General features: G+C 37.7%; 15 protein-coding genes. 4 read left to right on the forward strand and 11 right to left on the reverse strand.

Annotated elements, in window-relative coordinates; translation table 11 throughout:
- Positions 1-523: 523 nt before the first annotated feature.
- On the forward strand, positions 524-2,281 hold the full coding sequence (locus ACFSFW_RS18845) for an ABC transporter ATP-binding protein (protein WP_388040504.1): 1,758 nt from the start codon (positions 524-526) through the stop codon (positions 2,279-2,281).
- Positions 2,278-4,293, forward strand: a complete 2,016-nt coding sequence (locus ACFSFW_RS18850; protein ID WP_388040506.1) for an ABC transporter ATP-binding protein — start codon at positions 2,278-2,280, stop codon at positions 4,291-4,293. Before ACFSFW_RS18845 ends, ACFSFW_RS18850 begins: the two co-directional genes overlap by 4 nt.
- 296 nt (positions 4,294-4,589) lie before the next feature.
- On the opposite strand, the gene ACFSFW_RS18855 is transcribed toward ACFSFW_RS18850, so the two are convergent.
- The gene (locus ACFSFW_RS18855; RefSeq protein ID WP_388040508.1) at positions 4,590-4,973 is read right to left on the reverse strand and encodes a globin domain-containing protein; all 384 of its coding nucleotides are present in this window, start codon (positions 4,971-4,973) and stop codon (positions 4,590-4,592) included.
- 217 nt (positions 4,974-5,190) lie between these two features.
- Between ACFSFW_RS18855 and ACFSFW_RS18860 the strand changes: the two genes are divergently transcribed.
- The gene (locus ACFSFW_RS18860) at positions 5,191-6,459 is read left to right on the forward strand and encodes a hemolysin family protein (protein WP_388040510.1); all 1,269 of its coding nucleotides are present in this window, start codon (positions 5,191-5,193) and stop codon (positions 6,457-6,459) included.
- Positions 6,460-6,527: 68 nt separating this feature from the next.
- Here ACFSFW_RS18860 and ACFSFW_RS18865 read toward each other — a convergent pair whose 3' ends face one another.
- From ACFSFW_RS18865 to ACFSFW_RS18875, 3 genes are all read right to left on the reverse strand, one after another.
- On the reverse strand, positions 6,528-6,917 hold the full coding sequence (locus tag ACFSFW_RS18865; protein WP_099362497.1) for a hypothetical protein: 390 nt from the start codon (positions 6,915-6,917) through the stop codon (positions 6,528-6,530).
- Positions 6,918-6,948: 31 nt separating this feature from the next.
- Positions 6,949-7,167 (reverse strand): YozQ family protein, encoded by a 219-nt coding sequence (locus ACFSFW_RS18870; protein ID WP_304214605.1) that lies wholly within the window; start codon positions 7,165-7,167, stop codon positions 6,949-6,951.
- 149 nt (positions 7,168-7,316) lie between these two features.
- Positions 7,317-7,514, reverse strand: coding sequence for an alpha/beta-type small acid-soluble spore protein (locus ACFSFW_RS18875; protein ID WP_304214603.1), 198 nt, complete (start codon positions 7,512-7,514; stop codon positions 7,317-7,319).
- A gap of 290 nt (positions 7,515-7,804) precedes the next feature.
- On the opposite strand from ACFSFW_RS18875, the gene ACFSFW_RS18880 reads away from it, so the two are divergent.
- Entirely contained in the window at positions 7,805-8,047 is a 243-nt protein-coding gene (locus ACFSFW_RS18880; RefSeq protein WP_388040512.1) for a hypothetical protein, read from the forward strand.
- A gap of 55 nt (positions 8,048-8,102) precedes the next feature.
- On the opposite strand, the gene ACFSFW_RS18885 is transcribed toward ACFSFW_RS18880, so the two are convergent.
- The 7 genes from ACFSFW_RS18885 to ACFSFW_RS18915 all read right to left on the reverse strand — a co-directional run bounded on the left by ACFSFW_RS18885 (position 8,103) and on the right by ACFSFW_RS18915 (position 14,828).
- Entirely contained in the window at positions 8,103-9,200 is a 1,098-nt protein-coding gene (locus ACFSFW_RS18885; RefSeq protein ID WP_388040514.1) for an ABC transporter ATP-binding protein, read from the reverse strand.
- Positions 9,201-9,309: 109 nt separating this feature from the next.
- Complete coding sequence (locus tag ACFSFW_RS18890) at positions 9,310-10,218, reverse strand: PucR family transcriptional regulator (protein WP_388040516.1); 909 nt, start codon at positions 10,216-10,218, stop codon at positions 9,310-9,312.
- Positions 10,219-10,291: 73 nt separating this feature from the next.
- A complete protein-coding gene (locus ACFSFW_RS18895; RefSeq protein ID WP_388040517.1) occupies positions 10,292-10,477 on the reverse strand; it encodes a hypothetical protein in 186 nt (61 codons plus the stop codon).
- A gap of 338 nt (positions 10,478-10,815) precedes the next feature.
- Complete coding sequence (locus tag ACFSFW_RS18900; protein ID WP_388040519.1) at positions 10,816-11,028, reverse strand: YheE family protein; 213 nt, start codon at positions 11,026-11,028, stop codon at positions 10,816-10,818.
- A 55-nt stretch (positions 11,029-11,083) separates the two neighbouring features.
- Positions 11,084-12,268, reverse strand: a complete 1,185-nt coding sequence (locus ACFSFW_RS18905) for a YheC/YheD family endospore coat-associated protein (protein ID WP_388040521.1) — start codon at positions 12,266-12,268, stop codon at positions 11,084-11,086.
- Positions 12,265-13,623, reverse strand: a complete 1,359-nt coding sequence (locus tag ACFSFW_RS18910) for a YheC/YheD family endospore coat-associated protein (RefSeq protein ID WP_388040522.1) — start codon at positions 13,621-13,623, stop codon at positions 12,265-12,267. Before ACFSFW_RS18910 ends, ACFSFW_RS18905 begins: the two co-directional genes overlap by 4 nt.
- Before the next feature lie 143 nt (positions 13,624-13,766).
- Entirely contained in the window at positions 13,767-14,828 is a 1,062-nt protein-coding gene (locus ACFSFW_RS18915) for a YheC/YheD family endospore coat-associated protein (RefSeq protein WP_388040524.1), read from the reverse strand.
- Positions 14,829-14,858: the final 30 nt, after the last annotated feature.

Raw genomic sequence — 14,858 nt, forward strand, 5'->3', positions numbered from 1 at the left:
GATACACAGGTCACGCTATGCGGACGTGTGTTTTTATGTGCTTTTTTAGGGCATATCGCGCTTGCGCCGGTATGCCCTTTTTGTGCCTTTTTGGGTACAACAACCACAAGGTTGTTTACTATAAAAATACTAAAAGAATAAGTGTTCAAAAGGAGGATGAAGAGGACCGCGTCGACAAAAACGCCACGTCCTGTGGCATTGTCGACACTAGCACGTCCTATGCGTCGAAATTTCAGGCGACGCAGCTTTGAGTACCGGAGCGAGGCAACTGCTTGAGTTAACATCCATGCAGCCCTGCGCTGAGGAACTGACTTCGAGAATAAACTAGCAGACGCAAGCGCATGTCCTAGTAATTATCCATGTTCTCGGAGTAATGTTTGCAGAAATTCGAAGCGTCATATTCACCGCACTTTTTGAACAACAACTAAGGGAGGAAGTTGAAATGAATGTGATTATTGCATTGAAATATGTCGGAGATCCAGAAAGCGGCTAGAACATTGGAACGTGAAGGGAGAGGACACCTATGTTTTCAGTTTTAGGAAAATTAAGATGGTTTTTTAAACAATATTGGAAAAGATACACCGTTGCAATTATATTGCTAACAATTGTAGGTATTTTAGAAATCATACCTCCAAAGATTATAGGCGTTGCAATTGATGAAATTCATATCGGGACATTAACCTCCGAAAAAATAGTTCAATACCTATTATTTTTAGTAGCTTTAGCTCTAGTTATTTATGGAATCACCTATATTTGGATGTATCAATTATTTGGCGGTGCCTATCTCGTCGAAAGAATGTTGAGAGGGCGATTTATGAAGCATTTGTTAATCATGAAGCCCAGTTTCTATGAGAAAAATCGAACCGGTGACTTGATGGCTCGTGCAACGAATGACTTAAAATCTGTTTCTCAAACAGCCGGGTTTGGGATCTTAACTTTAGTCGATTCCAGTATTTTTATGCTGACAATCCTTCTTACGATGGGATTTTTAATAAGCTGGAAGCTAACATTTGCTGCACTGATTCCACTTCCGATTATGGCGATCATTATGAATATTTACGGAAAGAAAATTCATCAACGTTTTATGGCGGCACAGGACTCGTTTGGAGCCTTGAATGACCAAGTACTCGAATCGATTGCTGGCGTTCGTGTAATTCGTGCCTATGTTCAAGAAAAAGCGGATGAACAACGATTTAGTCAACTGACCGAAGATGTTTTTCAAAAAAATATTAAGGTAGCGAAAATTGATGCCTTGTTTGATCCAACAATGAAGATATTAGTGGGATTAAGTTATTTAATTGGCCTTGGATATGGGGCCTATCTCGTGTTTCACAATGTAATTACCCTTGGGGAACTCGTTTCTTTCAACGTATATCTTGGAATGATGATTTGGCCGATGTTAGCAATCGGTGAACTCATCAACATCATGCAGCGTGGAAATGCATCACTCGACCGTGTGAATGAAACACTAGCCTATCAGCCAGATGTTGCAAATCACAAAAATACAATAGAAATCGAATTGCCTGAACAAATCGAATATCATCAAGTGATTTTCCAATACCCTACATCAACTGTGAAAAACCTTGAAGATGTTACTCTTACTATAAATAAGGGAGGCACATTGGGGGTTGTAGGTAAAACAGGAAGCGGGAAGACAACACTTGTAAAGCAATTGCTTCGTGAGTATCCTGTTGGCAAAGGAGAACTTACGATTTCCGGGACACCAATTGACCGCATTCCAATGGAGACACTTCACGGTTGGATTGGTTATGTACCACAGGACCATATTTTATTTTCGCGATCAGTTCGTGAGAATATCCTATTTGGCAATAAGGATGCAACAAATGATGAGCTTGAAAAGGCAATCGAACTTGCAGCCTTTAGCAAAGATTTAACAATGCTACCCGACGGTTTACAGACTCTTGTAGGTGAAAAAGGGGTTGCGTTATCAGGTGGGCAAAAGCAAAGAATTTCAATAGCACGTGCCTTACTCATTAATCCGGAAATTCTTATCTTAGATGATTCATTATCAGCAGTTGATGCGAAAACAGAAACAAAAATCATCGAGAATATTCGAAAAGAACGTGCAGGAAAAACAACTATTATTACGACTCACCGATTATCAGCCGTAGAGCACGCGGATTGGATTGTTGTGTTAGAGGATGGTCGGATCATTGAAGAGGGAACACACTCACAGCTATTAGCCATGAACGGTTGGTACAAAGAACAATTTGACCGACAACAGGTAGAAGAACTAACAGAAAGTGGGGTGACAGCATGAACGTAGGAAAACGTCTCGTATCTTATGCACTCCTTTATAAGAAAATGATTGTTTCAGCGCTATTAATGCTGTCGCTCGCAGTAGCAGCTGAATTAACGGGTCCATTCATTGCAAAGACCATGATTGATGACCATATTTTAGGAATCGAGAATAAATGGTATGTAACGACCGAAAGTATGGATGCTGTAGAATACAATAACACTTGGTATAAACGTTCTGATAATTTTTCAGAGGGTGAGGATAAGGGTGACGAATCCCGTATTTTACAGGTTGGCCGTTCTTATTATTTTGTAGATAGGGCAATCGAATTTGATGGGGAACGAACGGTAAAAAATGGGAATCTTGAAATTAAAAGAAACGGTGAAACACTCGTATACCCTGCATCAAAATTATCCGTTGATGAGTTGCTCGCCTTTTATCGACCTGAAATTCCAAAGCTCATTAAATTAATTGTGGCCTATTTTGGTCTCTTAGTAGTTGCATCCATTTTTCACTTCGGGCAACGCTATTTATTGCAGACATCCTCAAACCGTATTATTCAAAAGATGCGCCAGGATGTATTTGCACAAATTCAGCGGTTACCGATACAGTATTTTGATAATTTGCCAGCTGGTAAAGTGGTTTCAAGAATCACGAATGATACGGAGGCAATCCGAGAACTGTATGTAACAGTTTTAGCTAACTTTTTCTCAAGTATTATTTACATCACTGGTATATTTATCGCGTTATTTTTATTAGAGGTAAAGCTTGCTCTAATCTGCTTAATCCTTGTTCCAATCTTAGTTATTTGGATTAAGGTCTACCGAAAATATGCTTCAACGTACAATCATAAGATTCGCTCACTGTTAAGTGAAATCAATGGAATGATCAACGAGTCTATTCAAGGGATGAGCATTATCCAGGCGTTTAAGAGGCAGGAAGAATCCCGTAAGGAATTTGAAGAACTTAATGAGAAACATTTTTCTTATCAAAATAAGCTACTAAGTTTAAACGCTTTAACATCTTTCAACCTTGTCGGGGTTCTCCGAAATGTCTCATTCGTAGCATTAATCTGGTATTTTGGAGGAGCGTCCTTGTCTGCAAACAGCGTTATTTCTTTAGGTGTCTTATATGCATTTGTTGATTATTTGAACCGACTCTTTCAGCCAATTACCGGAATGGTTAACCAATTGGCGATTTTAGAACAATCATTGGTAGCAGGTGAACGAGTCTTTACGCTTCTTGACTTAGAAGGTGTCGATGTGAATGAGGAGGAGATACCTCGCTACAATGGAAATGTTGAGTTTAATCATGTTAACTTTGGTTACAAGGAAGGGGAATATGTTTTAAAAGATATTTCCTTTGAAGCAAAGCAAGGAGAGACTGTAGCACTTGTAGGTCATACGGGTTCTGGAAAGAGTTCAATCATGAATTTACTGTTCCGATTTTATGATATAAAGGAAGGACAAATATTGATTGACGGGAAAAATATAAATGATATTCCGAAACAGCAACTGCGTAAGCACATGGGAATTGTGTTGCAGGATCCTTACCTCTTTACTGGAACGATTGCAACGAATGTGAGTCTAGATGATTCTTCAATATCAAGAGAAAAGGTTGAAAAGGCATTGAAGGATGTTGGGGCAGACCAACTGCTGAAAAGCTTGCCTAAAGGATATGATGAGCCGGTGATCGAGAAAGGAAGTACATTGTCATCAGGACAAAGGCAGCTTATTTCCTTCGCGCGAGCACTTGCGTTCGATCCTGCCATTCTCATTCTTGATGAAGCAACGGCAAGTATTGATACAGAAACAGAGGCAATTATCCAAGATGCATTAGAGGTATTAAAGAAGGGACGAACAACCTTCATTATTGCTCATCGCTTGTCGACGATAAAAAATGCGGATCAAATACTCGTTCTTGACCGAGGACAAATCGTCGAGCAAGGAAACCATGACGAACTGATGCAAAGGAAAGGGAAGTACTATCAAATGTATCAACTGCAGCAAGGTAAAAATTCGATCGCAGGCTAAGAAAATGAGTCAGAAAATGTTCATTCCTTTGACAATAATCCGCCATAAAATAAGCCTGATTTTTCCACATTAGATGATACTATAAAGTCATCCAAAGATAATGGGGGAGTCAATGTGGAAGAATTATCAATTACATTTAATATTGCTGCAGCACTAGTTTTAGTTTTCTTTATCGGTGCAATTTTGATCGAATCATAAAAAAAATCCACGATTATCGTGGATTTTTTTTCGTCCAGTTCTAGGCGCCATCAGCTCTCTGGTCTAAGCCAAAAGCCGCGCGCCTTCCACTTTTCTCTTTAGTCTGGTGTATTTACCATAATGCCTGCTACTTGTTGAAGTCTAGCATAGAAGCCTTGAGCTACCTCACCGGTAAGTTCCGTTTCTTCAAATGCCTCTTTCATACAACGTAGCCAAGCTTTTGCACGAGTTGGTGTAACTTCAAAAGGCATATGACGATGTCTCATGGCTGGAGGTCCGAATTCATTACTATATAATGTAGGTCCACCTAGAAACTGAGTCAAGAACATATATTGCTTTCGTTTAATTTCCTCAATATCTCCTTCGAACAAAGGAGCTAAATCTGGATCTGCATATACCTTCGGATAAAATGCATTTACTAAATTATGAATGGCTTCTGCGCCACCAATCTCTTCATATACTGTATTAAGTTTGAAGTCCATACTAATCACCCGCCGCTAATTTTCTTTATAAGTACTATATCAATACTAAAAACAATATGGTGTGATTTGAATCACAAGTCATAGATAATGATTCCCATATAAAAGAATGTTTGCTATTATAAAAATACCGGAAGAATTTGTATTATCATTTAACAAGTATCCTTGTTTTATCTTAAACAAATACAAAGGTAATTACAATTAGGAGTGTGAAAATTACGTGGACGATTTGCCACTGAGTACCATTATTTTGTTACTCATTCTTATCATGTTATCAGCGTTTTTCTCAGCAAGTGAAACAGCCTATTCAAGTGTTAACCGAATAAGACTGAAGAATTATGTGGATGAAAAGCGACGTGGAAGTAAGAAAGCGTTTTTTATTACGGAGAACTTTGATAACGCCCTTTCAACAATATTAGTTGGAAATAATATCGTAAATATTGCTGCTGCATCAATAGCCTCAAAAGTAGCAACAGATCTTTTTGGTGGGAATACGGGACTTGTTATCAGTACCTTTGTGATGACATTACTTATTTTAATATTTGGGGAGGTTCTTCCAAAATCATTTGCAAAAGAAAATGCGGAAAGCTTCTCATTAAGAGTCTCCGGTATATTATTTACATTAATGAAGATTCTGACACCAATTACATATCTATTTGGACTATTAAAAGCATTGGCAGCTAAGCTCATCAAAAGTAATAATGATGCTCCGTCTTTTACAGAAGAAGAAATCAAAGTAATGGTTGATTTAAGCGAGGAAGAAGGAGTTATTGACAATAAAGAGAAAGAATTAGTGCATCGATCACTCGACTTTAATGATATTTTAGTGGGAGAAATTTTAACACCACGCATTGACATGGTTGCGGTTGAGGTCAATGATTCGATTGAAAATATTCGAGATATGTTTTTAGAGGAACGCTTTTCACGTGTACCGGTTTATGAGGACAACATTGATAATATAATTGGGATTTTATCAGAACGTGAATTTTTAAGCCTTCTCGTTCAACAAAAGAACATAAATGTCCGTTCAATTATTCGTAAACCATTCTTTGTAGTTGAATCAATGAAAATCTCAACTCTACTCCCTGAACTTCAAAAAAGTAAAACGCATCTAGCAATTGTTGTGGATGAATTTGGTGGAACTTCAGGTTTGATTACTCTAGAGGACATTCTAGAGGAAATAGTGGGAGAAATTTGGGATGAACATGATGAAAAGATTAAATATATTACACAAATAGATGAAAATACGTATGAAATAAACGCAGATATGCCACTTGACGATTTTGCTGATATCATTGGGATTAAAGAGCCTGAGAGCTCACACTATTCAGTAGGTGGTTGGATTTTTGAATCATTTGAAAAAATTCCAGTTGTCGGAGATACGTTTGACTACATGCATCTTACAATAAAAGTCACCGAAGTTGAAAACCGCCGCATTAGAAAGGTTTTCGTGGAAGTAAACCAACCTATATTAGATATCGAAGATTAAAATATTCAGGGGACGGTTCTCTTGGTTTTCATGAAAATGGAAACCTGCAGGACCGCCCCCTTTGTACTTTATTGGATAATACTAGCCACAGTCTGGGGTATGGGGACTTTGTCATCAACGCCATATTTCTTCTCAAACGAGTGATATTCAAAAAGTGTTCCTTCGGGTGATGTCACGGTAAGGTCCAGAATATAGTCACCATGATCGCCTTTTGTCTCTAGATAAAAGGTAGTATCTGCAATCTTTAGATGATAAAAATGATACTGGAATCCAAGAAATTCTTTGACATCGAAACTCGTGTCTGGGTGGGTCGAAATATACCCGGCAAGTTCATCTATCGTTGACATTGGCCGATTCAAAACAGTGTTTATTTTTTCTTTTACCATTTGGGATGTTGTTGTCAACGTATCTTTTGCCTTTGTTGTTATATCCCGAATAATTTGATTTACTTCACTCAATGCGGATCTCTCCTAATAGGAATTTCTAGTCTTATGAATAGTAATCCTGGTAGCCTTCATTAGATGATTCAGCCTTTTTTTCATTGGTACTATTGAAAGGGGCTGTAATCTCGCCTTCCATATAAGAATCACTCACTTGTTCATGAGTTGTAGCTAATCCGGAAGATAATTGATCATTCTTACCATAATCTTCTGGTTGATAATGTCTTGCAGCTAATTCATCAGTATTGTTTTGTATTTTATCCTTCAAAGCAAAACCCTCCTATAAATAATATCTTCTAGCTTAGTATCCCAACAACAATATCTAATAAATCAAGTCAAAAGTTGGAACATTATCCTTATATAAAAACAAGAGACACCCTTAAAGGGTGCCTCTTAAGCCAAAATATTTAATTGTTATTAAGCTTTTCCACCCATAGATTGTTGAGCGAAAGATACTAAACGTTTTGTAATTTCTCCACCAACTGATCCGTTTGCGCGAGATGTAGTGTCAGCACCTAAGTTAACACCAAATTCTTGAGCAATTTCATACTTCATTTGGTCGATAGCTTGTTGAGCACCTGGTACTACTAATTGGTTACTATTGTTGTTTGCCATTTTTCCTTCATCTCCTTAAACTGATTTTTATTTGGTGGGTTACTCCGGAATTGCACCAGATATAAGGGATTCCTTAGCCTCTAGGCTAACCCGAGTAAAAACTGTTTAAAGATTGTTTCGGTGTTGCTTGGTGAGTTGTTGTTGCTGTGTTTGTACTAAGTATTATGTGACGAAGAGAAGATTATATTCGAAAATTTATCTACCAATTAATTCCTATGAAAAAGAAAGCATAACAGTATTGTTTCATCAAAAACTATCGGTAAGTAATTAAGAATATAGGAGAGAAGACCATGCCAATTTGTCCATTATGTAATGGCTTTAACAATGCTAGCTTCTCATGTGCACAATGTGGGAATTCCTTAGAGGATTCAGGACGTATTATCGATTATTTTGATGATTATAGTGCATATATGCCAATTGATGAGATGAAAAAAATAGACGGCATCCAAACAACTTTTCAAAACAATGAATGTGCTCATCTATTTTATTGTCCGAACTGTCATAACCAAGAAACGATTCTTATTAAAGAATAGTAAATCTAGATCAATGTAAAAAAGTCGCCCAAGTGGGCGACTTTCTATTTTAAAATTAACGAATTCTACTTTCAGTTTCAGCATCGAAGAAGTGGGATTTGTTCATGTCAAATGCTAGTTCGATTGTTTCACCTGGTTTTGCTTGTGTACGAGAATCAACACGTGCAACGAAGTCAGTATCATTAAGCTGTGAATAAAGCATTGTTTCTGCTCCAGTTAATTCTGATACTTCAATAAGTGCATTAATTTTAGATCCTTGTGAAGACTCAATAAATACAGGCTCATCATGGATGTCCTCAGGACGAATACCAAGGATGATGTCTTTGTTTACATAGCCTTGCTCACGAAGAACTTTCATTTTACCTTCAGGAACTGCAATATTTACATTACCGATTGTAAATGTACCATCTTTTAAAGTACCTGGGAAGAAGTTCATCGCAGGGGATCCAATGAAACCAGCAACGAATACATTTTCAGGGTTATCATAAACATCTTTTGGTGCACCAACTTGTTGAATAATACCATCTTTCATAACAACAAGACGAGTAGCCATTGTCATCGCTTCTGTTTGGTCATGCGTTACGTAAATAGTAGTTGTTTGCAGACGTTGGTGAAGTTTAGAAATTTCTGCACGCATTTGTACACGAAGCTTTGCATCAAGGTTAGATAAAGGTTCATCCATTAAGAATACCTTTGCGTCACGAACAATCGCACGACCTAATGCAACACGCTGACGTTGACCACCTGATAATGCTTTTGGCTTACGTTGTAAGTATTCTTCTAGGCCAAGAATTTTTGCTGCTTCTTTCACACGACGATCAATTTCGTCTTTAGGGAATTTACGAAGCTTTAATCCGAAAGCCATGTTATCATACACACTCATATGTGGATATAATGCATAGTTTTGGAATACCATCGCGATGTCACGGTCTTTAGGAGCAACATCATTCACGCGTTTTTCATCAATGAAGAAATCACCTTGGGAAATTTCTTCTAGTCCTGCAATCATACGTAAAGTTGTAGATTTACCACAACCAGATGGACCTACGAATACGATGAATTCTTTATCTTGAATATGAAGGTTAAAATCTTCTACTGCTGTTACTTTATTGTCATATACTTTGTAAATATGGTCTAATACTAATTCAGCCATTGTTTCTCCTCCTAGTGTAAACGTTTTCGATAGTTAAAGTTTACTTTAGAGAGGTCAAAATCGTAAATGTGTAAATTGCACAAAACTATGAAAGGGTTTTCGTGCATGTCTACAAATCTGAATAGTGCTCTAATTCTAGAATGGCTAAATACGTCGTAACTGCACCATGAAAATGTTTTATATCGACTCCCGATTTTTCGATGAATTTCTCAATACGATACTGTAAGCTATTCCGATGCATGTATAAACGTTTAGCTGCATTGGATACGTTTAAATCACTTTCAAAGAAAACCTTGATTGTTTCAAGTAATTCATGGTCACCCTGAAGTTCCTCGGGTATTATATTCTTAAGTTGGTTTCGAAAACTTCTATCCAATCCTTCTAACAGTAAAAAAGGCAAAATATCGTGAAGGCGATAGACTTTCTGTTTATGTAAAAAATGCATCCCTTTACGAAACCATTCTCTTTCGTTTTGAAAAAGTGAGCCGAGATTGTCAGAAAGGGGATGGGTTTGTCCGATGAATAAATTCATATCCGTATAGAAATCACTCGTTAATGTAACGGTAATTTCATCATAAATAACATCCTCAATCATTTCCTCGTTTCTTGTTTCAATTAGAACTCCATTCGAGTCATTTTCCCATAAAAAGATCGTATCCCGTGGTAAAAGCGCTTGAATGGCTTCCTGGAATTCAAGTTTGTCGGTAATCGGTTGGTCGGCATGAAATTGAATAAACCGGCATTGTGTAAAAGACAATTGATCTGGGAGGAGGTTTCCTTGTTGCAAAAACAAAAGGTTATACCAGAATGCCTGAGTATCCGTCATATCATTTTCATGAGTACCGTATGGTGTAAAAAGAGAAGATAGTAGGGAAGCCTCTTTTGACGAAAGTTGCTCCTTTTTTATCCCAAACAAAGGTCCAGAATCTGTTAGAAACCACATATATTTCTCTGTATGATATGGCGATTCGGACGTTACAAACGCATCCTTATAGTGATTCTTTAGATTTTCAAACATTTTAAATACTCCTTATATCGCAACATAAAAAATCTCCTTCTATTATAACAGAAGGAGAAGGTGTGGCTAACTGCTATTCAATTTCTGTTGGTGGTTCTTCCTCAACAAAGTCACGTGCTTCTTCTATATTTGTTTGACCATGAAAGCGATAGACACTTCCACCAGCCATCCCCTCGTTAATGAAGCGATCGACATCCATGAATACCTCATCTTTACCTTCATATTGAAGGTCTTCGCGTTCTTTACCTTTTTTATCCATAAAAAAACCTCCTTTATAGCGGATGTTCAAAAAGTCCGGTGAAAATGACACATCGTAGTAGGAACTTCGACTAACTACCGACACGTCCTGTGTCGAACGTCGAAGTCACCACATCCTGTGGAAGCTCGTTGGCTTGTTTTTCCGTTCCTTGGAAAAGAAAAACACTTTTCCGGCGTGCGAAGCGGATTCACTGAAGCAATAACTTATGCTCACGTATTAACTACATACGTTCCGCTACTCAAAACTGCACCGCCTCGAACTTCTTGGTCCTTTTCAACCTCCTTTTTGAACACGCAATTGTAGCCTTAGTTTGTGAAGGAGGTGAATAGAATATCCTGTTAATTATCGTAAATATGAAAAAGCATTAATTCATGAATTTGTTTGGTTATATCATTTATTACTTTTAAATCAGGATGATTGCCATGCCAATCGATGCTACCATCCTTATTATAGTTTCCATTATATTTCGTTCCTTGATAATAGAAGGAAAAGCTCCAACCAGGAATTTTACTGCTTTTATATAGAGGTTTCCACTGAAAATGTGAGATCATCAATAAGCTCTCCTTAGGTAGTATTTGAACGATTCGTATAAGCAGTTTAAGGCGCTTACACTTTTGTCCCTTTCATTATAAGGAGTTTGGTTAAATTTTCAAGTCCTTTCTCACGAATATACGTCTCATCAAATACCATCGGTTTTGAATTGATTTCGTATATATAAATTTCGTTATTCACAGAACGCCCAAGGTCAATTGAGAATTCTCCGATAAATTCGTTGGTTTGCTCCACAAGCTCTTTTCCAATCTCAAAAACAAGTTGATGTAAAATGGCTTCATTAAACCGGCTACTTACCGATTCATATGGAATAATTGATCCACCATTTGGAACATGTGTGGTTACCTCGTTCTCGCCTGCAACTCGGACTCCAATACCGCTTATAATATACCCACTTTCGTCATAATGACATAATAGACGTAGGTCATATCGCTTGCCTTTAAATGTGTCAGCCCGAATAGCTTTTTGCAACAGAAAATCCTCTTGTATAAATGATTCTTCATTTTTCTCCCAAAATGAGGTAAGGGATGAATAGCTTTGTTTTTCGTTTGGTGTTTCTACAATAAAATGATTCTTCCATTTTTTTATCCGGTAAAGGCCAATACCTTTATGACCAGTTGTACTTTTAATATAGAGATCCTGATGTTTTGTTATCATTTGTTCAAGGTCACTTTTTTGTTTGAGAAGTGTGGTGTCCGGAAGAAAGGATGATACAAATTTATTTTTTCGTAAAATTTGATAAACAGTCCATTTTGAAAAAAAGGCTGGGTTAAAAAAGGGAATACCGTTTGTTCTAAAAAAAGAAACTGTATCAATGAAATGCTTCGATTTTTCCATGCGACGATAAGGAACGCGATTATATACAACGTCTGGAAGGGGTGTCCGGATTTTGATCCATTTTTGTATGGGCTGGTAAAAGGTAAAGCATTCAACTGAATGTTCCTGTAAGGAATTTGGTGTCATAACGATTCCTAAGGCACCTTCGGCCTGTAAGGAAGAAAGAATCCTTTTTAAATCTTTGAGATTTCCGATGAAGCTATTGTCTTTTGAAGAGCCGGTGAGAATCCCAATTAATGGCCCAACACGCTTTCCACTTTTAGTAACAGAAAAAGGGAGCGAATGCTCCTGCCTGCTCCCGACATAAGAAATGATTGTATTTTCCTTTCCGATTAAAAGTCCATTTTCCTCCTCACATTGATACCAATCCTGTTTTTCAATGTGATAGTAAATAGTGCTCATTTGAACACTTCCTCAGGGGCTTTAATCGTCGTTTCTGTTAAGTAAACGGCGTATTGTAGTGGTAGTCTACTTGAGAGTTTATCGTATTTCCTTAGCTTTGGATGAGAAAAAATCGAGCGACCTGGCTTTGAATTCGCTTCGAAAAGCCATACACTTCCATTTTTATCAATACCTAAATCAAAACCAAGTTCCCCGATATGCCCTTCTTGTCGAGAATCAATAACTTCACTTAATATAAGGGCTGCCTGGCTTAGTGAATCAGTGACTTTTTTGCATTCTTCTACATCAGGAAAAATTTCAGTAAGTGTTCGGACCACACCACCATTATTTAAATGCGTTGTAACACTTCCACGACCTGCAATTTTTCCAGCCATCACGCTAACCTGCCATTTTCCTCTTTCATCTTTATTCGTATGAATACGAAAATCAATTGTTTTATGATCACTTCGAATTAAATGAATGCCTTGTTGGACAATATAATGCTCCAATCGTCTATTACGGAAATGAGTGTTGACAAATGCCTCAATGGAAGAAAAACGTTGGAGACGATTTTTTCCGTCCGCATCACGAAAACGACAATAATATTCATCTGTTTCACGATCAAACAGAATTTGATAGATCCCCAAACCAAGGCTTCCGTTTGCTGGTTTAATGTATACATGTTGATACTTCGAAAGCATTCGTTCAATTAGCGAAAAGGTCGGGCTTTTATGGGTTTCCGGTAAATACGTAGCAACGCGGTGGTCACCCTCTAATAACTGATGAATCTCCCATTTATCAAAAAATCCAGGATTAAACCATGGAATTAAGTATTCATGATGTAAACGTTGTTTAATTTCACTTAATGTTTTATGTTTTTCAGTACGCCGGTTTGGAAGACGGTCATAGACAACATTAGGAAACGGAATTTCAATCGTTTCCCAGCCACTATGACTATGAAATAGTCCATGAATGGTACCCTTATCCCAATCAATATGTTTCGCACCAAAAATAAAAACGTATGCTCCAACAGCTTTTTCTTGGGCCAAAAGCTTCGCAAAAAACAGTGTTCGTTCCCCAATTGGGCGAATCATCGACTCACTAAAACCAGCTGTGAAAATCCCGACCAAAGGTCCAATATAGAGATGATCCTCATGGATGATCACTTGTGTGGTACTTGTATAGGGGATTTTTAAGTTTGTAAAAATATCCTCGGACATTTTAATTTCCTGTTGGTCAGTTTGGACGACCTTACATTCACAAGAGGACGTTCCAAAAAAGATACGCTTGATGGGTGTTTTTAGTTTGAATGTTTTAGGAATACTCACGGTTCCATTTACTTGTTCCGTAATTTTCAGTGGTAGCGGTGTTCGCATTTTTTACAGCTCCTTTTTAAAAGTGTCTAGCTTCAGGCGCCATCGGCTCTCTGGTCTAAGCCAATCGCTTCTGAAGGTAAAAGACACCTTCTGTCAGCGCTCGTCTTATGCTTGTCGCCGATTAGCGGGCGCCTTGTGCTTTTCTAAGTAGAATGTAGATGTGTGCAATATTGTAATAATGTTGTATAAAGGGATTCTTCTTGTTCTGGACTCGTTTCTATAACTACCTTTCTACCTGGTTTTGAATTTGTATCTAAAATCCAGATGGCACCGTCCTTTGTAAGACCTAAATCAACTCCAAGTTCGAATAATGGATCAAAATGTTTTTCAAGAACCTCTGGTAACCTATTAATAATTGTATGAATATTATCCGAAAGTAATTGCCTTTGATTGAAAGACATTTTTTCTGTCCAACTCTCAAAGGAATGAGTTTCCCCACCGCCACCTAAATTTGAAATGAGATGTTCAGGCAATCCAAGGCGGATTCCACGACCTTGCTCAATCCATGCCCCATGCCGATTTTTTTGCAGTAGAATTCGAATATCGAAAGGGCGGTTGTCTGCATCATGGAGAGGTAAATAGGTTTGAGATAAATAGGGCTGGTTCGAAATGATCATATCAAGCCATTTTTTTAAATCCCTTCTTGTTGTAAACTGCTGTTTTTTTAGTTGATTAGCATCTTTATAGATGGCCTCAACATAATCCTGGTGAAGAAAGAGACCAATAATGCCTTTTCCCATCGAGCCTTTTTCTGGTTTAAGAATGAGTTGATGTTTTTTCATTAGGGTTCGAAGGATAGTAGGTGAGGAGAGTGCTTGTTCAGTAGATGGGATATATGGTGATAATGTCTCATCTTGACTTAAAATTTTATAAATCTCCCATTTACTTGGAAGCCCTTGCCCTAGAAATAGGTTGCCCGGCCTTCTTTTTAACCAGTTCATAATCGGCTGACTTTTCTTAGAGACTTCATCTTCTGAGTAAAAACAGCGGTCATATAAATAGGTTGGAATTTCAAATAAGCTTTTTTCCCAGGTATGTGAAATAGTATTGTATTTTTCTCCTTGGATCATTTCAGAGGCTGGTTCGATGGAGGTTGGTGTGAATCGGAAAAGTTGAATCCCGAAATCAGGTGCACGTTTAGCAAGTTCTGTTGCATAACCTTTTTCCTGGTTCGGATAAAGCGTAACAAATCCCAGTGAAATCACAAGATTCTCCCCTTTCTTTTATACGATTTT

The sequence above is a fragment of the Ferdinandcohnia salidurans genome, assembly GCF_042680725.1.
GTDB classification, from domain to species: Bacteria; Bacillota; Bacilli; order Bacillales; family Bacillaceae_L; genus Ferdinandcohnia; species Ferdinandcohnia salidurans.

Bases quoted from the DNA above. Each gene is read 5' to 3' on its own strand.
- ACFSFW_RS18845 (WP_388040504.1), top strand. From the start codon at position 524: ATGTTTTCAGTTTTAGGAAAATTAAGATGGTTTTTTAAACAATATTGG.
- ACFSFW_RS18850 (WP_388040506.1), top strand. From the start codon at position 2,278: ATGAACGTAGGAAAACGTCTCGTATCTTATGCACTCCTTTATAAGAAA.
- ACFSFW_RS18855 (WP_388040508.1), bottom strand. From the start codon at position 4,973: ATGGACTTCAAACTTAATACAGTATATGAAGAGATTGGTGGCGCAGAA.
- ACFSFW_RS18875 (WP_304214603.1), bottom strand. From the start codon at position 7,514: ATGGCAAACAACAATAGTAACCAATTAGTAGTACCAGGTGCTCAACAA.
- ACFSFW_RS18880 (WP_388040512.1), top strand. From the start codon at position 7,805: ATGCCAATTTGTCCATTATGTAATGGCTTTAACAATGCTAGCTTCTCA.
- ACFSFW_RS18885 (WP_388040514.1), bottom strand. From the start codon at position 9,200: ATGGCTGAATTAGTATTAGACCATATTTACAAAGTATATGACAATAAA.
- ACFSFW_RS18890 (WP_388040516.1), bottom strand. From the start codon at position 10,218: ATGTTTGAAAATCTAAAGAATCACTATAAGGATGCGTTTGTAACGTCC.
- ACFSFW_RS18895 (WP_388040517.1), bottom strand. From the start codon at position 10,477: ATGGATAAAAAAGGTAAAGAACGCGAAGACCTTCAATATGAAGGTAAA.
- ACFSFW_RS18900 (WP_388040519.1), bottom strand. From the start codon at position 11,028: ATGATCTCACATTTTCAGTGGAAACCTCTATATAAAAGCAGTAAAATT.
- ACFSFW_RS18905 (WP_388040521.1), bottom strand. From the start codon at position 12,268: ATGAGCACTATTTACTATCACATTGAAAAACAGGATTGGTATCAATGT.
- ACFSFW_RS18910 (WP_388040522.1), bottom strand. From the start codon at position 13,623: ATGCGAACACCGCTACCACTGAAAATTACGGAACAAGTAAATGGAACC.